Origin of the sequence: Acaryochloris sp. CCMEE 5410 (assembly GCF_000238775.2) — a bacterium.
GTDB lineage: Bacteria > Cyanobacteriota > Cyanobacteriia > Thermosynechococcales > Thermosynechococcaceae > Acaryochloris.
Genome location: NZ_AFEJ02000002.1, coordinates 1,925,545 through 1,950,302 on the forward strand (window position 1 = coordinate 1,925,545; position 24,758 = coordinate 1,950,302).

22 protein-coding genes and 1 pseudogene are annotated in these 24,758 nt (G+C 48.5%); 13 read left to right on the forward strand and 10 right to left on the reverse strand.

The window, feature by feature from the left end:
• Positions 1–255: 255 nt before the first annotated feature.
• Complete coding sequence (locus ON05_RS29690; RefSeq protein ID WP_010474520.1) at positions 256–669, forward strand: hypothetical protein; 414 nt, start codon at positions 256–258, stop codon at positions 667–669.
• Between the two features lie 121 nt (positions 670–790).
• Here ON05_RS29690 and ON05_RS29695 read toward each other — a convergent pair whose 3' ends face one another.
• From ON05_RS29695 to topA, 3 genes are all read right to left on the reverse strand, one after another.
• Positions 791–2,128 (reverse strand): DUF2330 domain-containing protein, encoded by a 1,338-nt coding sequence (locus ON05_RS29695; protein ID WP_029315248.1) that lies wholly within the window; start codon positions 2,126–2,128, stop codon positions 791–793.
• 191 nt (positions 2,129–2,319) lie between these two features.
• The gene (locus ON05_RS29700) at positions 2,320–2,958 is read right to left on the reverse strand and encodes a hypothetical protein (RefSeq protein ID WP_010474524.1); all 639 of its coding nucleotides are present in this window, start codon (positions 2,956–2,958) and stop codon (positions 2,320–2,322) included.
• 47 nt (positions 2,959–3,005) lie between these two features.
• Positions 3,006–5,684 (reverse strand): type I DNA topoisomerase, encoded by a 2,679-nt coding sequence (gene topA, locus ON05_RS29705; protein WP_262562472.1) that lies wholly within the window; start codon positions 5,682–5,684, stop codon positions 3,006–3,008.
• Positions 5,685–6,083: 399 nt separating this feature from the next.
• Here topA and ON05_RS29710 point away from each other — a divergent pair, with 399 nt between their 5' ends.
• The gene (locus ON05_RS29710) at positions 6,084–7,649 is read left to right on the forward strand and encodes an NAD(P)H-quinone oxidoreductase subunit N (RefSeq protein ID WP_010474528.1); all 1,566 of its coding nucleotides are present in this window, start codon (positions 6,084–6,086) and stop codon (positions 7,647–7,649) included.
• Between the two features lie 183 nt (positions 7,650–7,832).
• Here the strand turns inward: ON05_RS29710 and petH are convergent.
• Positions 7,833–8,888: pseudogene (petH, locus tag ON05_RS29715) on the reverse strand (ferredoxin--NADP reductase); the annotation flags it as partial.
• Positions 8,889–9,247: 359 nt separating this feature from the next.
• Here petH and chlP point away from each other — a divergent pair.
• A complete protein-coding gene (chlP, locus tag ON05_RS29720) occupies positions 9,248–10,468 on the forward strand; it encodes a geranylgeranyl reductase (protein WP_010474534.1) in 1,221 nt (406 codons plus the stop codon).
• Between the two features lie 126 nt (positions 10,469–10,594).
• Here chlP and ON05_RS29725 read toward each other — a convergent pair whose 3' ends face one another.
• Positions 10,595–10,909 carry a hypothetical protein gene (locus ON05_RS29725; protein WP_010474535.1) on the reverse strand — a complete coding sequence of 105 codons (315 nt, stop codon included), beginning with the start codon at positions 10,907–10,909 and terminating at the stop codon, positions 10,595–10,597.
• A 291-nt stretch (positions 10,910–11,200) separates the two neighbouring features.
• Between ON05_RS29725 and panB the strand changes: the two genes are divergently transcribed.
• The 4 genes from panB (at position 11,201) to rsmD (ending at position 13,783) form a co-directional block, all read left to right on the forward strand.
• A complete protein-coding gene (gene panB / locus ON05_RS29730) occupies positions 11,201–11,980 on the forward strand; it encodes a 3-methyl-2-oxobutanoate hydroxymethyltransferase (RefSeq protein WP_010474538.1) in 780 nt (259 codons plus the stop codon).
• 95 nt (positions 11,981–12,075) lie between these two features.
• Positions 12,076–12,720, forward strand: coding sequence for an imidazole glycerol phosphate synthase subunit HisH (gene hisH, locus ON05_RS29735; RefSeq protein WP_010474540.1), 645 nt, complete (start codon positions 12,076–12,078; stop codon positions 12,718–12,720).
• A 5-nt stretch (positions 12,721–12,725) separates the two neighbouring features.
• Positions 12,726–13,238 (forward strand): hypothetical protein, encoded by a 513-nt coding sequence (locus ON05_RS29740; protein ID WP_010474541.1) that lies wholly within the window; start codon positions 12,726–12,728, stop codon positions 13,236–13,238.
• Complete coding sequence (rsmD, locus tag ON05_RS29745; protein WP_010474543.1) at positions 13,238–13,783, forward strand: 16S rRNA (guanine(966)-N(2))-methyltransferase RsmD; 546 nt, start codon at positions 13,238–13,240, stop codon at positions 13,781–13,783. The genes ON05_RS29740 and rsmD overlap by 1 nt, the downstream gene beginning before the upstream one ends.
• 96 nt (positions 13,784–13,879) lie before the next feature.
• Here the strand turns inward: rsmD and petG are convergent, their stop codons facing one another.
• Positions 13,880–13,990, reverse strand: a complete 111-nt coding sequence (gene petG, locus ON05_RS29750) for a cytochrome b6-f complex subunit V (protein ID WP_010474545.1) — start codon at positions 13,988–13,990, stop codon at positions 13,880–13,882.
• A gap of 342 nt (positions 13,991–14,332) precedes the next feature.
• On the opposite strand from petG, the gene ON05_RS29755 reads away from it, so the two are divergent.
• Positions 14,333–15,676: an energy transducer TonB gene (locus tag ON05_RS29755; protein ID WP_262562474.1), complete on the forward strand. Its 1,344-nt coding sequence runs from the start codon at positions 14,333–14,335 to the stop codon at positions 15,674–15,676.
• A 77-nt stretch (positions 15,677–15,753) separates the two neighbouring features.
• Here the strand turns inward: ON05_RS29755 and ON05_RS29760 are convergent, their stop codons facing one another.
• Together ON05_RS29760 and ON05_RS29765 are read right to left on the reverse strand one after the other, a co-directional pair.
• Positions 15,754–16,218: a plastocyanin/azurin family copper-binding protein gene (locus ON05_RS29760; RefSeq protein ID WP_010474548.1), complete on the reverse strand. Its 465-nt coding sequence runs from the start codon at positions 16,216–16,218 to the stop codon at positions 15,754–15,756.
• A 148-nt stretch (positions 16,219–16,366) separates the two neighbouring features.
• Entirely contained in the window at positions 16,367–17,032 is a 666-nt protein-coding gene (locus ON05_RS29765) for an isoprenylcysteine carboxylmethyltransferase family protein (protein ID WP_010474551.1), read from the reverse strand.
• Between the two features lie 397 nt (positions 17,033–17,429).
• Between ON05_RS29765 and ON05_RS29770 the strand changes: the two genes are divergently transcribed.
• The gene (locus tag ON05_RS29770) at positions 17,430–17,588 is read left to right on the forward strand and encodes a hypothetical protein (RefSeq protein ID WP_175307224.1); all 159 of its coding nucleotides are present in this window, start codon (positions 17,430–17,432) and stop codon (positions 17,586–17,588) included.
• Positions 17,589–17,619: 31 nt separating this feature from the next.
• Here the strand turns inward: ON05_RS29770 and ON05_RS29775 are convergent, their stop codons facing one another.
• On the reverse strand, positions 17,620–17,775 hold the full coding sequence (locus ON05_RS29775; protein ID WP_010474555.1) for a hypothetical protein: 156 nt from the start codon (positions 17,773–17,775) through the stop codon (positions 17,620–17,622).
• A 310-nt stretch (positions 17,776–18,085) separates the two neighbouring features.
• On the opposite strand from ON05_RS29775, the gene ON05_RS29780 reads away from it, so the two are divergent.
• Positions 18,086–19,876 carry a M61 family metallopeptidase gene (locus ON05_RS29780; RefSeq protein WP_010474557.1) on the forward strand — a complete coding sequence of 597 codons (1,791 nt, stop codon included), beginning with the start codon at positions 18,086–18,088 and terminating at the stop codon, positions 19,874–19,876.
• A gap of 429 nt (positions 19,877–20,305) precedes the next feature.
• Here ON05_RS29780 and ON05_RS29785 read toward each other — a convergent pair whose 3' ends face one another.
• Positions 20,306–21,904, reverse strand: a complete 1,599-nt coding sequence (locus ON05_RS29785; protein WP_010474559.1) for an Hsp70 family protein — start codon at positions 21,902–21,904, stop codon at positions 20,306–20,308.
• Between the two features lie 244 nt (positions 21,905–22,148).
• On the opposite strand from ON05_RS29785, the gene ON05_RS29790 reads away from it, so the two are divergent.
• The 3 genes from ON05_RS29790 to ON05_RS29800 all read left to right on the forward strand — a co-directional run bounded on the left by ON05_RS29790 (position 22,149) and on the right by ON05_RS29800 (position 24,754).
• Positions 22,149–22,610, forward strand: coding sequence for a hypothetical protein (locus ON05_RS29790; protein ID WP_010474560.1), 462 nt, complete (start codon positions 22,149–22,151; stop codon positions 22,608–22,610).
• A 142-nt stretch (positions 22,611–22,752) separates the two neighbouring features.
• Positions 22,753–23,715, forward strand: a complete 963-nt coding sequence (locus ON05_RS29795) for an NAD-dependent epimerase/dehydratase family protein (protein WP_010474561.1) — start codon at positions 22,753–22,755, stop codon at positions 23,713–23,715.
• Positions 23,716–23,767: 52 nt separating this feature from the next.
• Positions 23,768–24,754 carry a glycosyltransferase family 4 protein gene (locus ON05_RS29800; RefSeq protein WP_010474562.1) on the forward strand — a complete coding sequence of 329 codons (987 nt, stop codon included), beginning with the start codon at positions 23,768–23,770 and terminating at the stop codon, positions 24,752–24,754.
• The last annotated feature ends 4 nt before the right edge of the window (positions 24,755–24,758 follow it).

A 24,758-nucleotide genomic window follows, 5' to 3' on the forward strand; every position in this document is an offset into this window, starting at 1 on the left:
GAATCTGGCAATTCCACAGATCGACATCTGCACTTCACAACCTTCAAGACGCAAGCTAACAGCCTTACCGCTTTCAACGCAGAGCCTCAGATGAAGACCTCTCTAGTCGACTTAATCAAAGCGATGTAAACGGCCAAGGGTCTACCCTAACATCAAAGTTAAAAGCCGTTTCACTCTCTGACTCACGATTGGCTTGGCTACAATAGGCATAGCCTTATTGTGCCAACCAAAGATTTTTCTTAAAAGCAATCGAACATGACAAAAAAGCAATCTCAAAGCCTAATTTTTGGGATAGTGTTCTTGCTTTTTGGCATCTTATTCGCGTTTCTCATCTATGTGCGACCTGACTTGCTGCAGGTTCCAGCATGGATTGCCTATGCCAGTGCTGGTGTTTTTGTGGTCTCAGGATTACTGGCATTTACCGTCAACTTCAACAAGCTTGATCTACAAAAGGTTCTGATACTGCTCCTCACAACACTGATCTGCCTGCCCATTGGATGGATAGCGTTTGGACCAGGGGTAAGAGAATGCTCAGTTCATGGCCATGGAGGATGGACTCAGAAAAATGGCTTAGCTTGCCGTATTCCTTTTGGAGTAGGCATCCTATTGTTTTACATCACTTTCACTTGGGCAATGATTCGTAACAAAGTACCTAGCAAGGAAGCATAGAACAGACCTCTTGCAAAATTGAGCTGGTCCAACAATCCAAGTCAGATCGTGGCATACATTTCATACAGCGCAAACAGAAACGAAATATCTGTACGAAAGCTGTTTTTGAACTGTCATCTCCTTATTTCCATAACCGTTTCCACCAAGGCTCAGGTTTGGGGGTTTGAAAGTCCATCTTCTGGCGAATATCCTGAATAGTCCACCCCGTCAACTTAGCCAGGGTCTGGGCTTCTTTTTCAAATCGAACGGGGAGGGATCGCTTGTAGCGGCGACCAGCAGGACAATCCGCCTCTTGTTTGTAAGGATGGCGCATCACATAGCGTCCTTGGAACAACTGACGGTTGCTAGTTTCTTGGAATACCAAATCTTCAGGAAATTTATCGCGACTATAGCGAACATGAAGACGGGTGATAAATACGCCCGTTGAACGAGGCGGGACCACAAAATCTCCTTGAGGCCGCTCTGGTAGCCAGAACACACCTGCTTTACGCAATTCTTCTGGGTTCAGTGGCGTTGCCGAACAGGGATCACAATTGCTCATATCCCAAGCATATTCTCGGAAGGCGACCCGCTTACCTGCTTTAACATGAGCCGTCTCAAACATGGCGGTATAGAACTCACCAAACTCATCCTTCACAAATTCGGGGATCTCGGCATCCGTGGGGATATTGGCAGTGCGATAGTTGACGAGTTCCGCCTGTCCCTTAGGAGAAAGCAAATACACAATCAAGTCTTGCTCGGCATTGGCATTAATCATGCCTAGTCGGATCGGTAACATAAACTTGGGAGAATCAAAGGCCATCTGCAAAGGCCGTAGTTTCTGAAATTCAGATTTCTCAAATTCTTCTAGGTTGACCTTGGCAACGAAGAATTTCATATTCTGGCGAATATAGGGTTTAAGTAGGGATCGCGCCCCACGGGGAATTTTGTAACCATTGTGGTTGAGCCAGGTCTGAAGACCATTGGATTCCTTGGCACTGAGAATGACAATGTCATACTCCCCAACAGTGAACTGGGCCTCGACGGTGACGCCTAAATCGGCCTCAGTTCGAGACTCTTGCAGCGGAGCCGAACTGGGGACAGCCGACAACTCCCTGTCGAGAGACTTACGAAAAACTTGGCAGGGATTTTCGTCAAAATATTCCACTAATCGGGGGGCAGAAAAATCATCAAGCCGTTTCAGAATCGTGGGATCACCCACATGCACTTGGTCTTCCTGCAGGAGAACTGGGACGGGTACCACCATGGCGAAGTCTTTCACTTCTCCTTTGAAGTCATTGGCCATGGTAAGAACGGTGCGGCTGCCATCTTTTGCGATCGCAACTTGAGACGCCTCGTTATACAAAGCCGTATCGGCTTTAGCGACATAAAACCCACAAAAGGCCAAAGCATCGGGCGACAGGCTAGTCCACATCAACACAGCCACCAGACAAGCACTAAGGAAACGTTTCATTTTCATGATCCCAAGAAACCGTCACTGAATTTCGGTCTATGCTAGCTCAACCTTTTCAGCGCAATACCCATCGTTACAAGAATTGCAACATAGGAGATATATTGCGAGGTCTGCACATTAGGTCTCGTAGCAAATATCAAGCGTAACGGTAGGACAGATTGCTGATCGTGAACACCCTATGGCTGTGAAATCGCTCATTATCCAAACCAAATGGCTGATTTATATTTGATACTTTGCTCTGCAAAATCAAATAGCGTAAACCACACCATCTTTTCAGTTTTATAGTGATCAGAACCATCATTCAGGATGAGGTCGCGAAGCTGTTCAGCCTCGTTTTTAGTTAGATGCCCTTCATTAAGCTGAATGTCTAAATATGGGGCAATCCGGACGAGTTCATCCATCAGATGATAAGTAGAACCAACCATTTCACCTAGCAACCGTTGATCAAAGATTACGTTTGGGAAATCGATGGGTAAGTAATAGCCCGTGCAGTACGAATGGTAAAGCAAATGAATTTGGGGCGTGTTCATTTGTTCGAGTTGAGGATCTAACCAAGGCCGATCCTTCTCTTTGAGTGGCGTGGGGATCCGTGGTGACGCTGCCAAAACATAAGCCGCAAAGCGCCGCAAACAATAAAGATCAAAATAGGGGAAGCTCAGGACTGCACAACGTGGTTTCGGCAACTCAAAGCCGTCTGGCTCACGATGAGTGGGTAAGTCTTGTTCCAGCAGAACTTCATTGATTGCTGTGAAATGAGCATTCACTACATCCAGGTATTCGCTACCACCTTCTTTCAAGGCAGTAACCAGCTTGCCAATGCCAATTGCAAGACCCATCTTTAAGATTCAATTGCCCGCTTAGAGATTGGACACCTCAATTAAAACTATGACTTGGTCGTTTTCTTAGCAGTGGTCTTTTTCGCTGCAGTCTTTTTAGTCGTCGTTTTCTTAGCAGTAGTCTTCTTAGTGGTTTTCTTCTTCGTGGTTGATTTAGCGCGACTCGTCTTTTTCTTACCCTTTGTTGAAGCTTTCTCAGCTAATAACGGCAGAGCCATCTCCAAGGTCACGTCTTCAACTTTTTTCCCTTCTGGCAAGGAGACATTTGTCTTATTGTGCTTAATATATGGGCCATAGGGGCCATCGTAAACATTGACGGGCGTTTCATCTTCCGGGTGGTTGCCCAGTTCTTTTAAGGCTTTTTTCGTCCCCCGACGTCCCCGAGTGCCTTTGGGCATTGCCAGTAATTCCAAGGCTCGCTCAAACGAGATGGTGAATAGATTATCTTCTTTCTTGAGTGACCGATAATCTTTGCCTTCTTTGCCTTGGTCATGGACCACATAAGGGCCAAACCGCCCCAGGCCCACCTGCACCTTGCAGCCCGTATCCGGATGCTGGCCCAACAATCGGGGCAAGGACAATAACTCGACCGCCATATCTAAAGTCACCGACTCCATCGGCACCCCCTTGGGCAGAGAGGCTCGTTTGGGCTTTTTATTTTCCTCGGTCACATCTCCTAACTGCACATAAGGCCCATAGGCACCGAGCAGAATATAAATAGGCTCTCCTTTCTCGGGGTGGAAGCCTAATTTCTCAGGACCTTCCAGTTTTTGTTTAAGGAGTTGCTCAATTTGTTCTGGTGTCAAATCCGCTGGCGTCATATCTTTGGGCAAAGACGCCTTAACGGGTTTTTCCTCATGCTCCGTCTCGATATAGGGACCAAAGCGACCAATTCTCACTTTGGCTTCCAGATTATCCAGATCAATGGTCCGAGCTTCACCTGGATCAATCTGATCCTGCCGAGTTTTGACTAGAGTTTCCAGACCTTCATCTCCCAGATAAAAGTCGCTTAGATATGGCAGCCACTCTACCTCACCAGTGGAGATGCCATCCAATCTGCGCTCCATGCGCGCCGTAAAGCTGAGATCCACTAAATCTGGGAAATGCTGCTCCAACAAAGCGGTGACAGCAAAGGCGGTAAAGGTGGGCACCAAAGCATTAGCCTGACGCTGAGCATAGCCCCGGTCAATAATCGTGCCGATTACACTGGCATAGGTACTGGGACGGCCAATCCCTTCCTTCTCCAGCGTTTTCACCAGAGATGCTTCCGTAAACCGGGCAGGTGGCTGGGTCTCATGGCCAATGGGAGACAGCTCTGTACACTCCGGTGTATCCCCTTGCTTCAGGGAAGGGAGCAACACCTCTTGATCATCTAATGCGGCATCGGGATCATCGGACCCTTCTACATAGGCCCGGGAAAATCCAGGAAAATCAATGCGCTTACCCGTCGAGCGGAACCCAGCATCTTCAACTTCTAGATGAACCGTAATGTGGGTTTGACGCGCCTCAGCCATTTGGGTAGCGACGGTGCGCTTCCAGATTAGGTCATAAAGTTTACTTTCTGCGCCCTGTAAACCCGTCTCTTTAGGGGTGCGGAAGGTTTGTCCAGCCGGACGAATCGCTTCATGAGCTTCTTGAGCCCCCTTGCTTTTCGTCTTATACTGCCTCGGCTCAGGACTCAGGTAGTTTTTCCCGTAGAGGTCTTCCACGCAGCTCCGAGCAGCCGCAATGGCCTGCTGCGACAGATTCACCGAATCCGTTCGCATATAGGTAATAAATCCCTTTTCATACAGGCTCTGGGCCACCCGCATGGTTTCCCGCGCCGATAGTCTCAGCTTTCTGTTGGCTTCCTGCTGCAGGGTAGAGGTAATAAAGGGAGGCGCAGGCTTACGAGTAGACGGGCGCTCATCCACCCCCGCAACAGACCAGGTTTTATCGGTCAGACGAGCTTGTAAAGCCAGGGTCTCTGCTTCATTCAGCAGAACCACATCTCGCCCTGCAATGATTTGCCCGGTATTCTCGTCAAAGTCATTGCCTGTGGCTAATCGCTTGCCAGCTAGGGTCACTAAACGGGACTCAAATGCCGATTTGTCTTTGCTAAGGGCTGCTTTTAAGTCCCAATAGCTGCCTTGACGGAAGGCACGTCGCTCTCGCTCCCGCTTAACGAGCAGCCGCACTGCTACAGACTGTACCCGGCCCGCAGACAAGCTAGGGGCAATCTTTTTCCACAGCAGGGGAGATAGGGTATATCCCACCAAGCGGTCTAAAATACGGCGGGTCTCTTGGGCGCGAACCAACCGCTGATCCACCTCACGGCAATTGGTTAAGGCAGCTTTAATTGCTTCATCGGTGATCTCATGAAAGACCATCCGCTTCGTCGGCACCTTAGGCTTCAGAAGCTGCAGCAGATGCCAGCTAATACTTTCTCCTTCTCGGTCTTCGTCAGTGGCTAGCACTAACTCATCGGAGTTTTTGAGGGCTTCTTTCAGCTCTTTGACAATTTTTTTCTTATCTTTGGGGACAACATATAAAGGTTCAAAATCGGACTGGACATTGACCCCTAAGCTGGACCATTTCTCCCCTTTAACCGCTGCGGGAATTTCCGATGCAGTCCGGGGTAAATCTCGAACATGCCCCATCGATGCTTCAACCCGGTATCCCGAAGGCAGATAATTGCGGATTGTTTTCGCCTTCGTCGGAGATTCAACAATAACCAGTGTGGACATAGTCTCAATGGGGAATGTGTGATGGACAAAAGATAAGCCGCCTTTGCCAATCCCAACCTAATTCATGCGGACAGACAAAGGAAGAACTAAATTCTTGCTTAGAAGTGCTGAGTTGCGATATGACCCTACCCTAACCTTAATCAGACGATTGAGTGGGTAGCTAAATGAACCCCTTCAAATTTTTTATAGCAAATGTTGCGAGTGTACCCTAAGTTTTTTGTCACTTGATCAACTGGTAGCTCTTCAAGTCTAGCCCGCTTCTCCCGGCAGAACGTCCCTTAACTTGGTATCTTGGTTGTTGGCGCTTGCGCGTTAAAATTCTCAACATAATCCTTGCCATTGAACTTTATTGTTGGATGACTGGGCTTATGTCGCCAAAGACATTACCACTCTTGACTAATGGACGTTGCCAATCTCGCTAGCCAGCTAAATGCCACCACCATCTTGCCTGAAGGCGTTTTGGTGATCTCGTTGATTCTTGTTCTCCTTGGAGATATTACCTTTGGTCGTTCATCGGCAAAATGGACCCCATACCTTGCGATCGCAAGTTTGGTAGCCTGCCTCTATCTGCTATATGCCCAGTGGGATCAAGCAGATTCCATCGGTTTTCTGGGTAGCTTTCATGCCGATAATCTCAGCATTATCTTTAGAGCCATTATTGCCCTGTCGACCCTCGTCACCATCCTGATGTCGGTGCGCTATATCGAACAGTCGGGCAGTTCTATCGGCGAATTTATGACGGTTCTGATGACCGCCACGGTCGGAGCAATGTTCCTCTGCGGTGCAGAAGAACTCGTCATGATCTTTATCTCTTTGGAAACCTTGAGTATCGCTTCTTACCTGATGACAGGTTATATGAAGCGCGATTCTCGCTCCAATGAAGCCGCCTTAAAATACCTGCTGATCGGTGCAGCGAGTTCCGCCGTTTTTCTATACGGTCTCTCCCTGCTCTATGGCCTCTCCGGTGGCAAAACCCATTTGGATGACATTGCCCTAGCCTTAACCGACACTTCTAAATCTCTGGCCCTAGTCATTTCCCTGGTGTTTGTGATTGCCAGCATCAGCTTCAAGATTGCGGCGGTCCCCTTCCACCAATGGACACCCGATGTGTATGAAGGCTCACCCACTCCAGTGGTTGCCTTTCTCTCCGTAGGGTCGAAAGCAGCCGGATTTGCCTTGGCCATTCGCCTGTTAACCCAAGCCTTCCCCAACTTAGTGGAACAGTGGCAATTTATCTTTACTGCCTTGGCCATTCTAAGTATGGTACTAGGTAACGTGGTTGCTATTGCCCAAACCAGCATGAAGCGAATGCTCGCCTATTCTTCCATTGGTCAGGCGGGCTTTGTCATGATTGGCCTCGTCATTGGTACAGAGGCAGGTTACGCCAGCATGGTTTTCTACTTGCTGATTTACCTGTTTATGAACTTGGGTGCTTTTACCTGTGTGATTCTGTTCTCTCTCCGAACTGGCACAGATGAAATCGGCGATTATGCTGGCCTCTATCTTAAGGATCCTCTCTTGACCCTAGCTTTGAGCCTCTGTTTGCTCTCCTTGGGGGGGATACCGCCGCTTGCAGGCTTCTTCGGCAAGCTATACCTCTTCTGGGCCGGTTGGCAAGCCGGAGCCTATGGTCTGGTTCTCCTGGGCTTAATTACTAGTGTGGTCTCCATCTACTACTACATTCGAGTCATCAAGATGATGGTGGTCAAAGAGCCTCAAGATATGTCTGAGGTGATCAAAAACTATCCCAGCATTGTTTGGAAACCCTTAGGAATGCGTCCCTTACAAGTGGGCTTGGTCCTCACGTTAATTGCGACCTCTTTGGCTGGAGTCCTCTCCAATCCCTTGCTCACGATTGTAAATAGCTCAGTTGCGGATGTCCCTCGCTTTAAGCAAGCAGCCATCCCTACGTCCATCGATGTTGCGATTCAGCCCGATACACCGACGATTGCACCTGAGCTATAAGCATTATTGCTAATCGGGTGGGGCCAGATATCAAGCCATAGATTTGTTAGCAACGCCTAGAAGCAAGCAGATTATCTCTTCTAGAAACAGCTTCATTAGCTAACTTGCCCCCTGACTCTAACAACCGAAAAGGAGCCTCCCATGTGAGAGGCTCCTTTTTGATAGCTGGCTGAAGTTGTTGATTTAGTAGGTTTCTACATGCCAGCGATGAGCCTTCTTCAAGGTTCGCTGATACTCGGACCAATCCACGCCATGCTTAGCAGCGGCAGCGGACATTCCTTCATCAATCCCGCCTTCCATACCTTTCAAACCACAAATATAGGTGTGGGTATTTTCCTTCTGGACCAACTCCCACAATTCATCGGCATGTTCAGCAATACGGCTTTGGATATACATCTTGCTACCATCTGCGGCCTTTTGCTCACGGCTAATGGCATAGGTCAACCGGAAGTTATCAGGATATTGACTCTGTAGCTCTTCTAACTCATCCTTGTAAAGGATATTGGGAGTGTAAGCGACCCCAAAGAAAAGCCAGGCTAAGCCTTTGAACTTATAGTCTTCATGCTTTTCTTTGAACATCCGCCATAGATAAGCGCGGAAAGGAGCGATACCAGTGCCTGTTCCCATCATGATGATGTTGGCTTCAGGATCATCGGGTAACAGCATTTCTTTACCCACTGGCCCCGTAATTTTGACATCATCACCGGGTTGCATGTCGCATAGATGCTTGGAACACACGCCATAGACCCGCTCTCCAGTCTCAGGATGGTCATATTCCAATTGGCGAACACAAAGAGAAATCGTTTTATCATCGACCCGATCGCCATGACGAGTCGAGGCAATGGAATAGAGACGCAACTTATGGGGTTTACCATTGGCATCTGTTCCAGCAGGGATAATGCCAATACTTTGACCTTCGATATAGCGGAGATCTCCTTCGGACAGATCAAACATGAGGTGCTGAACTCTCCCTTCGCCTCCTTCTCGCACTAGGGCTTCATTAGATAAGCACTTCCCGACAAAGGGGGTTTTAGGACGGTATATATTAATGGGAATATCGTCTTTTTTCTTAGCCTTTTTAGCGGACTGAGGGGGGGCAACGGGCGCTTCGGGGGCTGGTTCTGCGATGATGGGCTTTTCTTCAACCTCGGGAACGTCAATGTTGACCATTTTGGCGCCAGCTTTGGCAAAATTTCTCAAATCCTTTTTTAATCGATCGAACGGTTTTTCCATTATTTCTGAAGCTCTCCGAAGCTAACCTGTCGTAATATTTTGCAATAGAATGTCTATGATTTCAAAGGAGTGTATCTTACACTTCTTAGGGTTTCGGTTTCAATTTGGTCAATCGTTCTGCATCCTAGGGAACAGCGCAATTGTATAACGGTCATAGACCATAGGCTACAGCTTTAGACAAATCGAATTGATGGCAAAAAGCCGATAAAGCCATGTCTAAAATTGATGACTTAAATCATTTCGGTCTGTAACGAAAAAGTTAAGGTGTGTTGCAAGTTACCCTTGTGAACGGCTGTAGATGGCATTTGGTCAGGATCCCCGTGATACGATTCGCTACGTAGCCGTTAAAAGTTTGGAGGATCGCCTTGGCACTTCGGGTAGCAGTTGTTGGGTCAGGGCCAGCCGGTTCATCAGCAGCAGAAACGCTGGTAAAGGCTGGTATTGAGACCTATTTATTTGAGCGTAAATTAGATAACGCTAAACCTTGTGGTGGTGCGATTCCGCTGTGCATGGTGGACGAATTTGATCTCCCCCTTGAGATTATTGATCGTCAAGTTAGAAAGATGAGAATGATCTCTCCTTCTAATGTTGAGGTGGATATCAACATTAAAAATGAGGGTGAATATATTGGCATGTGCCGTCGGGAAGTCCTTGACGGCTTTATGCGCGATCGCGCCGCGAAATTAGGGGCGAAGTTGATCAATGGCACCGTGAATAAGCTGGATTTCCCCACTGGAGCCAACCAGCCTTATACAATTCACTATGCTGATTTAACCGGCGGTCGAGCTGAAGGGGTGATGAAAACCCTCCAAGTCGACTTGGTGATCGGTGCGGATGGCGCAAACTCCAGAATTGCAAAAGAGATTAAAGCAGGCGACTACAACTATGCGATCGCATTTCAGGAGCGCATTCGCCTTCCTGATGAGTACATGGCATACTACCAAGATCGCGCCGAGATGTACGTCGGTGACGATGTCTCCACTGACTTCTATGCTTGGGTATTCCCCAAATACGACCACGTTGCCGTTGGTACTGGCACCATGAAGGTCAACCAGGCTGACATCAAGAAGTTACAGGCCGGTATTCGTGCTCGTGCCGCTCATCGTCTCGTTGGTGGTGAAATTATCAAAGTGGAAGCTCACCCCATTCCTGAGCATCCACGTCCTCGCCGAGTTGTTGGTCGGGTTGCCTTAGTCGGTGATGCTGCTGGTACTGTGACGAAGTCTTCTGGCGAAGGCATCTACTTTGCCGCCAAGTCTGCTCGGATGTGTGCTGAAGCCATCGTTGAGTTTTCCAATAATGGTCAGCGAATTCCCACAGAAGATGAGCTGAAGATTTATCTGAAGCGTTGGGATAAAGCCTACGGCATGACCTACAAGGTGCTCGATATTTTGCAACGAGTCTTCTACCGTTCCGATGCGACACGGGAAGCCTTCGTGGAAATGTGTGCCGATGAAGATGTTCAACAAATGACGTTTGATAGTTATTTGTATAAGACGGTGGTTCCCATGAATCCCCTGAAGCAAATCAAGATTACCGCTAAAACTATCGGCAGCTTGATTAGAGGCAACGCTCTAGCTCCCTAAGTTTATGACTTGAGCGCTTCTCCATTTATAAACCAAAGCCCTTTAGATTCAACACCTAAAGGGCTTTGGTTTTTGATGAGCGCATCCTAAAAAACGCTTTCCTCACTTCTAAACATAAAGACCGATTTAAGGATTTAAAACTTTCACTTGGATTCCCCGATGATCTTCCTGTTCGGGGATCGCACCGGGTTTATCGGGGCCTGGCGTGAGTTCTACCTGTGGCGGCAGACCAATACTGAGTTCCTGGGGTTCAGGCAGTTGTTTGGGTTGAGGTTGCCAAGAACGGATACCCACTTCCTGGACCCCCAAGGTTTTAGCATCGCCGGTCTTGGAGGAAGCTGACTGCTGATTTTGCCCTCGTTGTTGAGCCATGGCATCTTCTCCCCCCATGCTCAGCACCACCATCAATAGGGTTGTACAAACGAACGTTAATCTAAACATCGTTTTAGCTCTCTTTATGATTAATAACCTAGATCAACGGGGATAGCATCAACTTTTAACGGTTGAGTGAGCTTATTTACCCGTCTCAAGTGACAAATGGATCAGATTTTCCTCAGATATCCTTATTTTAGTGAATATATTTTTGACTTTTTGGTCTAACGTAACCAAATTCAAGACTTAAAATTGTCTTTAGATCTTTACTTCAGACCAGCGCAAGTCAGGATACCCCTCCCTGAAACCCATCGAAGACCCTTTATTCTGGGAAAGAAGACACAAAGGAGCCATAAGACTATGGCTGTGACCATTCATCAGCTACGGACATGGAAAGAACAGGGACGTCCCATCTCAGTCCTGACCGCTTGGGACTTTCCCTTTGCAACGTTATTAGATCAAGCAGGAGTCGATGTCCTATTGGTGGGGGACTCCCTAGCCATGGTCGCATTAGGATATCCCACCACTCTCCCGTTGACCTTGGACGAAATGCTTTACCATGCCCAAGCTGTGACTAGAGGGGTCAACCATGCCCTAGTCATTTGTGATCTACCCTTTCTGAGCTATCAAGAAAGTCCTCAACAGGCCTTGAGAAGTGCTGGGACCTTATTGCAACAGGCAGGCGTAGCCGCCGTCAAACTAGAGGGAGGATATCCAGATATGGCGAAAACCGTTCACTATCTGGTTGAACGAGGAATCCCAGTGATGGGACATGTGGGCTTAACCCCCCAGTCTGTTCATCAGTTCAGCGGCTATCGACGTCAAGGGACCTCCGATGTAGAGGCAGATCGTATTTTACAAGAAGCGATTGCCTTGGAAGCCGCAGGCGCGTTTGCCATTGTTCTGGAGCATATTCCTGCCCACCTAGCCACGAAAATCACCCAAACATTGACCATTCCCACCATTGGCATCGGCGCAGGTCCAGGCTGTGATGGCCAGGTGCTGGTTACAGCCGATATCTTGGGCCTGTCTGCATGGCAACCGCCCTTTGCCAAAGCCTATACCAATTTGCAGGAATCGATTACTGGAGCCGTGCAGCAATTTTGTGATGATGTCCGTCATCACAAATTTCCCCAATAGGGCTGACTCCAAATCCAGTCACCTCGCTGAAACCGAAGAGAAAGCGATAAGGTAATAAAGTAGAGATGTGGCCTAGCTGGGAAAGGAAGGGATGAATGCCTATCATCGCCGTGATTGACTACGATATGGGCAATCTGCATTCAGCCTGCAAAGGACTGCAAGAAGCTGGGGCCCAAACAATTGTCAGCGATCGGCCGGAGGATCTGGTATCAGCGGATGCGGTAGTTCTACCCGGCGTAGGTGCTTTTGATCCAGCGATGCAGCATTTGCGATCGCGCCAGTTGATTCCCGTCATCCAAGACATTCTCGCCAGCGGCAAACCCTTTCTCGGCATTTGCTTAGGGCTACAAATTTTGTTTGAAGGCAGTGAAGAAGGGACTGAAGCTGGATTAGGCATTATTCCCGGTACCGTTAAGCGCTTCCAATCCGAACCCGGCATTACCATTCCCCATATGGGCTGGAACCAACTGGAGTATCAACAACCTGATTTGCCCCTATGGCGTCATTCTCCTGCTCAGCCTTGGGTCTATTTCGTACATTCCTACTATGTTGATCCCGTTGACCCCACTGTTAAAGCCGCCACCGTCACCCACGGCACTCAAACCATTACCGCAGCCATTGCCCGAGATAACCTAATGGCCGTTCAGTTCCACCCCGAAAAATCCTCCACTTTCGGGTTACAAATCCTGGCCAACTTTGTTGAGCAGGTGCAGGCCACCTTGGTGACTCCCGCTGTTTGACCCCCATGAATTACTTAATTGCCGTTCTAGCCGACCGCATCCAAGCAGAAGCCGCCTATACCGACTTAGAAAAAGCAGGCATTCCCCTCACTCAAGTTTCTATATTGGGCAGAGGTTATAAAAGCGCTGATGAATTTGGCTTTATTGATCCCAAAAAGCCCGCCCGCGAACAAGCCCGACGGCTAATGAACTTTTCCATCCCTTTAGGGCTAATTTTTGGATCCACCTTTGAGCTATACACGGGCATCCGCCTTTTTCCTGGGGTGGGAACGGTGATTAATGTCCTTTTAGGCGGACTGCTCGGCGCTTCTTTTGGTGCTTTTGGTGGGTTGTTCTCAGGAGGGCTTGCCGGTTTAACAACGGGCAGTGGCGATGCATTGGTTTATCGCAATCGCCTCAATGCAGGGAAATATATAGTGGTGGTTAAAGGTTCAGAATCCCTGACCCGCAAAGCCACTGATATTCTGCGAGGATATGACCCCGAAAATATCCAAGGCTATATTGAACCACCAGACTGATGGTCAGAATTTACGGTAACCGTCAGATTAAAACCCTACCCGGCTTACAGACCCGCCCCACTACTGCTCGGGTACGGGAAGCCCTATTTAATCGCTGGCAACATTATCTCCAGGGGTGCCATTGGCTCGATCTCTGTGCCGGCAGCGGCTCCATGGGAGCCGAAGCCCTTTGTCGAGAAGCCGCAGTGGTCTATGGCATTGAACAGGCAGGTGAGGCTTGCCGGATTATCCGCCAGAACTGGCAGTCTGTGGCCCGTCCAGCCCAAACCTTTCAAGTTCTGCGGGGAGATGTCGTCAAACGGCTGGCTAAATTGCAAAGTCAGTCTTTTGATCGGATTTACTTTGATCCACCCTATGATGGCGGCTTATATGGAGCAGTACTAGATGCGATCGCAACCCACAATCTCCTCAAAGCCACAGGAGAACTCGCCGTCGAACATCGTCCCCAGCAGCAATTCTCCATTCCCACAACACTCCACATCTGTCATACACGCATCTATGGCAACACAGCCCTGACCTTTTTCCAGGTCACACAACCGACCTAAACAAAATCAGAGAGACGAACCCATCTCTCTGATTTACAGATAACAAATATTGTGGACAGCTCACACAGAGCTGTTTCCTGCGAGGCTTAACAAACTTTATCCAACCTCTTCTCCACGCTTGTATTGTTGCCATGCAGCGACAAATAGTCCAGCTAGAGTCACTGGAACTAGGCCAAGTACAATACCTGCTAACAGAGGTTCTACCACGGTGATAACTCCTTTGTGTACGCCTTAGAATAGCGTCTGAATCGTCCTTCCTTACTCTAGTAACCTTTGGGAACCTTGACAAGCGAATCTCCATTATTCCTTAGGCAAAGCATTTTTCAAATCTGTTGATACGGGTTGTTATTATAGGTAAAACAACCCAATTTTAAAGCGATCAGAAATTGAAACAACCGATTTTTTGATCCGTCTTAACAGTAATATCACCTTAGGTCAAAGCCCTAGGCGCTCTGATTGCTGACCCATAACTATCTATTTTTATTTTTTATGAACGGCTCTTCTAATCAACTGTTTTCCAAATCATGGCAACGACCTGGGAACCTTGCCATGATGGCTTCGATCGCGGCTCACGGTGTGTTATTTGCCGGTTTAGCACTCGTACCCGCAACAGGCCAGCAAACAGACAGGAAACAACTGCGAGTCGTCAGTCTGCTCAAATCTCAACCTAATCCGGCTGCCCAACCCAACCCGGCCATTGATCCCAATGCCCCACCCCCAGCTCCTGGTGTAGCGGGTTTACCCCTCAACATCACCACCCCTGATGGTCTCGCTGAATTGCCCGTCACTGATACCCCCAATCCAGCCTTTGACCCCTTTGCCTCTTCGATTGTGGAGTTGCCTCCTCCTCCTCCACAGACGAGCTTTACCCCTTTTGATCCCAATTCCTTAGCAGCATTACCCCCTGGACGAAACCCTGCCCCACCGCAGCAAACCCCACCTCCCAGCAATTCCGGTCCATCCCTGAGTGATGAAGACTTTCAGGCTTGGCTCAACGGCACCTCCGATTTACCGAATTTGCCACCAGATCCAGGATCTACAGGTCCTTTGCCTCCACCAGGCGCTGCCCCCGGTCCTGTCGCCAGCAATACCACACCTCTAAGTCCAGCGAATGTAGGCGGGATAGACAGCAGTACGAACCCTAACGATAGTAATTCTCTGGCTTCCTCTTCCGTTGCGCCTCCGGCTCAGAATGTCAAACGCTTTGTTACCTACAACTACCCCAAAGAAGCCTGTCCAGATCGTTTAGAAGGTAAAGCAGAATATCGGATTTGGGTCAGTTCCAAAGCAGCACCCGTCGTCTCCGATATTGTCCTGTCTACTAACTCGCCGATCCTGGATCGGGCTGTATTAGAGGCAGCGAAGAAATACAAAATCAAGGCGGAAGACGCCAACAAAATCGTCATTTTACCCTTCGACATTAAATATTCCCAATCCGTTTGTGCGGCTAAGGAGCCTGCTTCACCTATCTCTGAGCCCAATTTACCGCCAGTCACCCCAGCCCCAACTCCTAAGCCACCAACTCCTGCCAAGCCACCATCAACTAATACAACCCCCGAAAGTCCTTCTCCAGCGGAACCGATTACTCCCCCGACACCACAGCCTAATTTACCTCCGGTAAATCCAGCGCAACCTGCACCACCGACTGCACCTCAGCCAGTCCAACCGGCTCCTGCTGTACCCGCCCCCAGCCCAGTGCAACCGGCTGTTCCCATCCAAGAGCCCCCAACGAACTCAGATCTACCACCGGTACCTGCCGCTCCCCAGCCAGCACCGGCCCCACCCGCTAGTCCTCAGCCTCCAGCAGCGGCACCACCAGAAGCACCTAGTGCCCCTGCTGCTCCACCCGCAGCACCCGCTGCCCCACCGGCAGATGACACTCCAGCCAACTAATTTAAGACAGACAAAAAGCCCGCTTGAATTCTGAGCCATCACAGAATTCAAGCGAGCCCATCCAGGCAGGGTTTCTTTCAGCCAACAACTTCAATCGTGCCCACCATGCCAGCTTCGGTATGACCTGGAACGGTACATCGCAGTGAATAAGTTCCAGAACGCAGTGGAACAAAGACCCACTCTGCTTCAGTATTGGCTCTCAATTCTAATTCATGAATCGCACCTTTAATTTCTACATTCCCTGCGTCAACTTTTTGCGACCAAATCCCATCCGCAAAATCTTTGGCGGTGAAGTAATGCTTTTGGCCACTAGAATTACTTAAGTGCAGGTTATAGCGACGCCCCGGCTCAAATTGTAGATTATCAGGGAAAAACTGCAAGGCTCCAGCCTCATTCCCTAACGTAATATAAACATCAATGACAGGTTGTTTGGCTAAATTAGTGGCAGCCATCCCTGCACCAGAGCTGCCTAATATCGTACCTACAGTGAGAACGGCTGTTAAGACCAAGGCCAGCACTGCTCGACGAAGCCTGTTGTTCATGACATGTCTCCTGCAACGAATGGAGAAGGATCGCCGCTTTCATTCCAGTACGGCTCAGAGTGCGATTATAGCGCCGCAACTGAAGCTATGCGAAAGACTGCAATTTAGCGTTTTAAATTGATAAATTGCGACATTCACAGCAGCATTTCTATGAATTCAACTCGACTTTAGCCATATCTTTGGGGGTTGGGTTCTGTTTCCCAATCAGTTTTGGCCAGAACAAACCAGAATTTTCTCGATACTGTTCAAACTCAGGGTATCGCGACAGAGAACGATCTTTTTTGAGCATATTAGGGATAAAAACAGCTCCAAAAAAACCGCCAAGGATGACAAAAGGCAACCAATGCATCGTCAACATCGCAAAGGATATATAAATCAACATTTCACCTAAATAGTTAGGGTTACGACAACGAGCAAAAAAGCCTTCAGTAATCAATCTCGGTTGATACTTGAGGATCAAATATTTTTGCGCATCACTCCCAAAATGGAGAAAGACACCAAAAAGATTGAGGGCTATTGCACCGGCAATCACAGGCACAGCAGGCTCAACACGACGGCTGATCAAAAGATATGGAGCCACCCAATATAAACTGATGAGTCCAAACCCCAATAAGTGAATGGGCCATGGATATTTCTGTTCCCATTGTTTATCGGGATACAGTTGATCTTTAAGTAACCACAGCAATCCATAGGTGCCATGTAAGGCCAAATAAACCCAAGCCCCCAGCATAAAGTTTTGATAAATCAACATTAGACCCAAGATAAAGATAAAGGTCGTGCCTTTATGAAGATTGATGCAGTACTTGATCTTCATCATTTGCTTCTGGTTTTTAAAAAATTTTCATCGTCCCAATCACATCTCTCAGCCGCTCTGAATAAATGTAAAAAGTCAGTCCTTAAACCAAATTATCATCAACAAAAAAACTACCAGCGATTGCTTTATACCGATCAAAGAAGAGACTTGCCTAACCTGTTCCCAGACCTATGGATGAGGACTGTATTTAGATTCTTATAGCTTTAACACTCAGGATTCAATATCAGCTTCTGATCGCTCAATTCAGCCAGTGTCGAGATGACGGCTGACTTCCTCATTGCTTCCTACCCGCCCTGCCCAGACTGATTCAGCGATTCGCTTAAAACTTGAATCATCATGCCCCCTATTCCTCTGCCGCCCTAGGACTCAGTTCATGGGTATCTTGGAGACAATGGTTATGACCGAAGTCGTCGTGGGTAACAGCTCATCTGCTACAACTCACCCAGGTGTATTTAATCTTGGCTACCGAGGCGTTGGCATATCAGACAAGCTGAAGCCCTTATGGATTGACTCGCTCAAGCTGCGCTCTCAGGTGAATCTCTGGACTATTCTCTAAATTCACTTCAATGGTAAACACAGCCCCTCAACTAATTGGCAACTCTGACTACTTGTAAATTGGAGTTTTTCTGGCCCTTGCCTTCTAAGGTCTGCGACAAATCTTGGAACAAGATAAAAGCAACGGCACCAGACAACGTGAAGGTACTGAGAAGTAGCGTAATTAGGCTCAAATGAATAACTTTCATGGATTAATTCTCCCAAGGTATGTCAGTCCCCCTCACATGACATTCAATATAGCCACCCATTCAGACTCCCAACATGACTGTCCTCACGCAGTGAATAGATCTTGATCACGACTCGAACGGCGGAGGAGAGGCCGTCACATCATGTTCTGTAAGCTTGTTTGATGCGGTACAGAATCAATCGTTCCAAAATTATTGAGACAAAATTCATCGCGCCGCCGCATAGTATTGCCCTAAAAACTATCTCAGAACCTACAAGCATATCTGTCCCAATCGATACACTAAAGAGGATTAACGTCAGTATTGAAGCCCTATGACTGAAGTCCTCGATTCAATGTCTCAGATCAGTACCCTTGCCTCAACAACGCTGCAGTATGAGGTGGCGATGCCTGATCCGACATCTCACCTATTTGAAATTACACTTCATTGCTCGCTAGGAACTGACGACACTTTAGATTTGAAGTTACCGGTCTGGACTCCCGGCTCATACCTCGTTCGGGAATATGCAAAACATCTACAGGATTTCTCGGCCGTCGACGATCAAGGCGCTCGTTTGCCCTGGCAAAAAATCAGCAAGAATCATTGGCAGATCAAAACATCCGGCGTCCAGACCGTCACCCTTCACTACCGTATCTTTGCCCATGAATTGACCGTACGCACCAATCATTTGGATGCCAGTCATGGCTACTTCAATCCAGGAGCCATGTTTTTCTATGTTCCAGGACGAGAACAAGATGCGATCGCAATCACGATTCATCTCCCTGATCCAACTTGGCAGGTCACAACCGCATTAGATCCATTGCCAGATCAGCCCCTCACCTTCCTGGCGGACAACTTTGACACCTTGGTGGATAGCCCCTTTGAGATGGGGACCCATCAGGTTTTTGACTTCGAAGCGGTGGGTAAACCTCACCAACTGGCCATTTGGGGAGAAGGGAACTATGATCCTGAGCAAATCATTGCCGATACCCAAAAAATCATTGAAGTCGAGGCTAACCTCTTCGGCGGCTTGCCCTACGATCGCTATTTTTTTCTGCTTCATGTTTCAGCCAATGGCTACGGTGGCCTAGAGCACCACGATTGTTGCTCTTTACTCTATTCCCGCTTTGGATTTCGGAAGCCGGACTCCTATAACCGCTTCATGGGACTGGTCGCCCATGAGTTTTTTCATCTGTGGAACGTGAAACGGCTGCGTCCTCAAGCCCTGCACCCTTTTGATTATGACCAGGAAAACTATACGGATGCCCTGTGGTTTTGTGAGGGCGTCACCAGTTTTTACGATCTGATTCTGCCCTACCGAGCCGGTATTTATGATGCCAAGTTCTATCTCAAACTGTTGTCAGAATCCATTACGCGCCTCCAGTCCATCCCAGGACGACACACCCAGTCCTTAACGGAGTCTAGCTTTGATACATGGATTAAGCTCTACCGCCCCCATGCCAATTCTCGAAATTGTCAGGTCTCCTACTATCTCAAGGGAGAGATCGTCTCGCTACTTCTTGACTTACAGATTCGTCAACAGCATCACAACCAACGTTCTTTAGATGATGTGATGCTGCAGCTTTGGCAAACCTACGGCCAAAAGAATTTGGGCTATACCCGAGCGCAGCTCCTAGACATCATAGAAACCATTGCAGAGATGGACCTGACTGCATTTTGGCAAAACTATCTAGATGGGACCGTGGAATTACCCTATGAGGAATTCTTGAATCCATTTGGGTTAGAAGTGGTGGCTGAGTTTGGAGAACATCCGCTGCCCTATCATGGCCTAACCCTCAGCAGCCAATCGGGAAAGACCCTGATCCAATTTGTTGATATCGCTTCGCCAGCCCAAACTGCAGGCTTACAACCGGGGGATGAACTATTGGCCTGGGATGGTTTCCGCATCCAGGCGGATCAACTCGAGCAACGCTTGCAAGATTATCAAAGGGGGGATTCAGTCTCAATCACTCTATTCCACGATGATCAGCTCACCACCCATCGCCTTACCTTAGGTGAACCCCAGCCCAAATCCTATACGGTCAAGCCAATGACTACCCCCACGGATCAACAGAAAATCAATTTCCATCAATGGCTGGGCATTGAGTTAGCAGAACTGACCTAATTTTGGCTCTGGCGTGAAGATGTTAAACCCCAAAAAAACTTGGGAATGCTAAGGGCATATGAACGAAAACTTGCGTCTCCTTTGCCCCTTTGTCGCTTGGTGTGGACTTAGGGGTATTTTATTGCCCACAAAAAATCTTTCACGGCATCTTCACCATTAGTTGATAATTTAATTCCAGAGATAAGCAAACCCTTTAAACCTCACTAGCGCGTATAGGTCGTCATCACCATATACGTGCATTCCAACAAACTGGCCCCCAATTCGGGGGCATTTTATTTGCTTATTTATACTTACGCGGTGATATAAATCACAATAATCATTCCGTAATGCCACTCAGGTAAGGGCATCGATCTGAAAGTTAGGATGAAATTGCCTCAGGGGAACTCCTCGGAGTTATCACCCCCCCTGGGGCATTTGATCTGTTTAGCCTTAGCTGAGTTGGGCGACCACCTGGTTTTTAAGTAGAGTATCTTGGGTTAACAGATCTTCAACGCTGATGCGCAGGGTGCGTCGATTATCCACCCAAAACAGTACTTTGATGCGATCGCTCCCCGGATACCCAGGTGGGGTTAACTTCGCCACTTTGCGTGACCCGTCTCGATCATTCAGGGGTTGAACCAGGGTTTGGGTTTCAGACAATTGCCGAGTCACCAACCGATCGCCATCGAAAAAGACTTCCGTGCCACTATTGGTATTACCCAACTCTCCCAAGATGAGTTCAATGCTAGGCTGAGCATCCGTTGAAGCCCCGAGGGTCAGTTCAATCGGTTCCTCCATGGGATAGGGCAAGCCTGCAGGAATAATCGGATGCCAACTATGGGCCTGTTGACGGCGGTCCCAGTAGCGAACGCCGTAGCTGTGGTAGAGAAAATCTTTCACCTCTAAACCCTGGGCTACCTGTAAAGCGCCTTGGGCAATCGCTTCAAAGGGGCGGCTACTGCAAATGCGGCTGTCATCAAAATATTGCTGCACCCAGGTTTGAACTGCAGGAATCTGACTGGTTCCCCCCACCAGCAGAACGGCTTTAATATCATCAACCTCTAAACCTTGGCGACGAGCCTGTTGCAAGACCTGGGTCATGCTGTCATCTAAACGATCAAAGAACTGATGCTCCTTGAGGATTTGCTCAAACTGTTCGCGATCCAGAGCCAGCTCATAACTATCAAAGGTTTCCTCATTAAAGTAAACCTCGGTCGCCTTGGGCTGTAGGGAGAGTTGAATTTTGAGCCGCTCGGCTAAGCGAGTCGTCAGGGGAGTGACGGCTAAGTTTTGGGTTTTGGCAAAGTGATCGACGAGCCAATTATCAATATCGGTGCCCCCCAAGTTCTGACCCGCTTTCGCCAAGACGCGGGCTGATTGCGGTCGTTGTTTTGAGGTATCCGCTAGATTCTTATCCCCCCACTTGAGGATAAATCCCAAGGGCTGGGTCTTTTGTTGAGATGGATTGATCTGCACTAAAGAGAGATCGAAGGTACCGCCTCCAAAGTCCACCACCAGCAGCACATCTTGATCGGCTTTGCCATAGCCTAAGGCTGCGGCGGTGGGTTCATCGATCATCCGCACCTGCTCTACCTGCAGATCTTGGCAGACCTGCCCCAGCCAATGGCGATAGGTTTCAAAGCTATCGACTGGAACCGTCAGAACTAAGGACTCTTTTACGTCCGGATGGGTGGTTTGGAGCTGCTGGAGAATCGTTTGCAAAAACCAGCGTCCCACCTGTTCAAACTGAATGGTTTGGCCATCCAGTTCCGGCAAAAAACCTTGGACTTTGGACCCAATTCCCCGTTTAAAGCTGCGAAAAAAGCGCGGATCATTTTGGATATCCAAGCCGCGATCTCGCACCTGTTGTCCCACACAGACTTTATTCTCTGCCGCTTGCTCTACGTAGAGCAGACTGGGGATAAGGTCAGGATTTTGGGCCGTCTGATAACTCAGGCCGGGCAAATTAATGATTTCAGATTGCTCTGTGACCGGGTTCCAACGAGCAATAACGGTATTACTGGTACCAAAATCAATTGCGTAACTCAAGAGATTTACCACTCACTGACAAGAGTTGGATCACGTTTGAGAATCCACCTAATGAAGCATTCCCAACCCAAATGGCTGGGGAAAGGGTACGCACGAAGATGTGCCTTCCAAACTGCTCATTGAGGCAATCCTCACTCAATTAGTATACAAAAGAGATCAGACGGCTCCAGCAAGCGCTGAAGTATTCTCGCCTGTGAGCACTCACTGTCCTGAGTGATATTGAACCTTTGTGGTCATCAATGCCATGCATACCCTATTTCACTGTGGCTTAAGCCTGATGATTGGACTAGCCAGCCTGTCTCCTGCAGCAGCGATGTCTTTTGCGACCCATCCGATTGTGTTTCCTCAATCCGGTAATCATATTTTTTGGGTTGCGCAAGGAGTGATGCAGTCAGAAAACTCATCCCAGTTAGGGTCGTTGCCTGACTCGATTCAACAGGCCGTTCTCCAAGATCTTGCCCAACAAACGGGCGATGCTCCAGATCAATTTCAAATTATTCAGGCCCAAGCCCAAACCTGGCCAGATGGTTGCTTAGGATTAGCTACTCCTGATGTGTTTTGCACCATGGCCCTTGTTGAGGGATGGCAGGTGCAAGTTTCCAATGGATCCCAAACATGGACATATCGTACCGATGCCTTTGGATACGTCGTGAAATTAGAACCTGCTACCGCCCCCTCTCCTAAAAATAACCCTCAAAACCGTTAGGGCAACCCTTACCTTCCCCTTGAGAGTCCATCCGAGGAAATTCTAGACAATTCATCACAGCTTTCCCAGTGCTAATTCGCTCAAGCCGTTGAGGTGCCCTTACCGTACTATGATGGCCTAGGCCTTCTCATGCAGGCTAGCCATGAGGACGATTTTAATTACAGGGGCAACTGGATTTGTAGGCGGGCATCTATTGTCCTGCTTAGAAGGGCATCCCTACAAACTCAGACTAGCCCTTAGAAAACCCCCTCAATCTCCGCTCTCACCGGGAGCAGACCTGATCCAAGTCGGGGATATCAACGCGTCAACGAACTGGCAAGAAGCCCTAATCGACGTTGATATCGTTATTCATCTGGCCTCCCGCGCTCATATTCTCAAGGAAACCGTGGCGGATCCGATGGCGGCGTTTCAAGAGGTCAATGTTGAGGGAACCCACGCCCTTGTTCAGCAATCAATAGAGGCGGGTGTTCAACACTTTATTTTTATTAGTTCAATTGGAGCCATGGCGACTTTGAGTGATGTCGGTTTAACAGAAGCGTCGCCCTGTCATCCTGACTCGCCCTATGGTCGAAGTAAGTGGCAGGCAGAGCAGGACTTGATGGCTCTTGCTCAACCCAGTGAGATGCGGTGGACGATTTTTCGACCAACGTTGGTGTATGGTCCTCGCAATCCCGGCAATATGGAACGATTAATCAAGCTGGTTGATCAGGGATTTCCCTTGCCCTTTGGCTTAATTAAAAATCGCCGCAGCCTCGTGTACGTCGGCAATTTAGTTGAGGCCATTGTGGCCAGTCTGAACCATCCCAAAGCCTTTAATCAAACCTTTCTGATCAGTGATGGGCGGACAGTATCCACAGCTGAACTGATTCGGGCCATTGCCCAAGCGTTGCAACGTCCAGCCCGATTACTACCCATACCACCCATCTTGATCAAGCTCCTGGGCCTACTAACTGGTAAAACGGATGCAGTTGATCGACTTTTAGGATCATTGGCGGTTGATAGTGATAAGATTTTCCAGACTTTAAATTGGACGCCCCCCTACTCTATGGAACAAGGCCTACTCAAAACTGCGGAATGGCATGCTCAGGGCGATTCCAAAGCGTAAGGCAAACCCATCCATCTCAATGCTCCGTGCTCAAGTGATTCACTAAGGATTCATGGTCTTTATCGTCGTTTGTTGTCTAGTAAGCTGCATATTCAGCATTATTGGGGTTTATGCATTAACCAAAACCCTCAAGCAAATCTTGATCGATATTCCCAATGAGCGTAGCTCCCATACTCAACCCACTCCCAGGGGCGGCGGGTTAGGGTTTATTCTGGCGTTTGCAGTATCCGCCTACCTCAGCCAAACCTTATTGAGCGACCCCCAGATTACGTTTGCTTATCCAGTCTGGTTGCCTTTAACCTTCCTCGTCGGGGTCGGCTGTATGGATGACTGGAAAAATTTATCCTCGACCTTAAGATATGTTGTACAGCTCTTAGTAGCTTGCATGATTGTCAGCCAGGGCAATGCCTTCCCTCAGCCCTGGTTAGAGTCTTTGGGCACCGTTGGTTTTGGGATTGCGATCGCAACCACGATCATTGGCCTCACTGCCTTGATCAATTTCTATAACTTTATGGATGGCATGGATGGCTTAGTAGCTGGCGTCAGTGCAGTCCAGTTGGGTTTTATGGCCGTTTGGTCCCAAGAGCCCGTTCTCTGGCTGTTGGTTTCAGCGTTGGTGGGCTTCCTCTATTGGAACTGGTCCCCAGCCAAAATTTTTATGGGAGATGTGGGTAGTACCTTTCTAGGGGCGGTCATGGCGATTACGCTACTCAACCAAACGGGTACCGTCGAACAAAGCTGGTCCGCCTTGGCTATTACCCTGCCGATTACGGGCGATGCCATTTATACCCTCTTCTGTCGGGCGATTCGGGGTGAAAATATTTTCAAAGCCCACCGTAGCCATATCTATCAGCGATTGCACCAAGCGAAGTGGAGTCACGGTAGAGTGGCCGCGGTCTATATGGGCGTGACGGTGGCATTGGCCCTGCTTATCTACGGCTATGGTAGTTTGGGCGCTTGGATCAGCTTGATCGGAGTTGCGATCGCAATTCTCGTCGCAGAACGATACCTGAGTACTCGCAAATCCCTCAGTAATTAAGTCT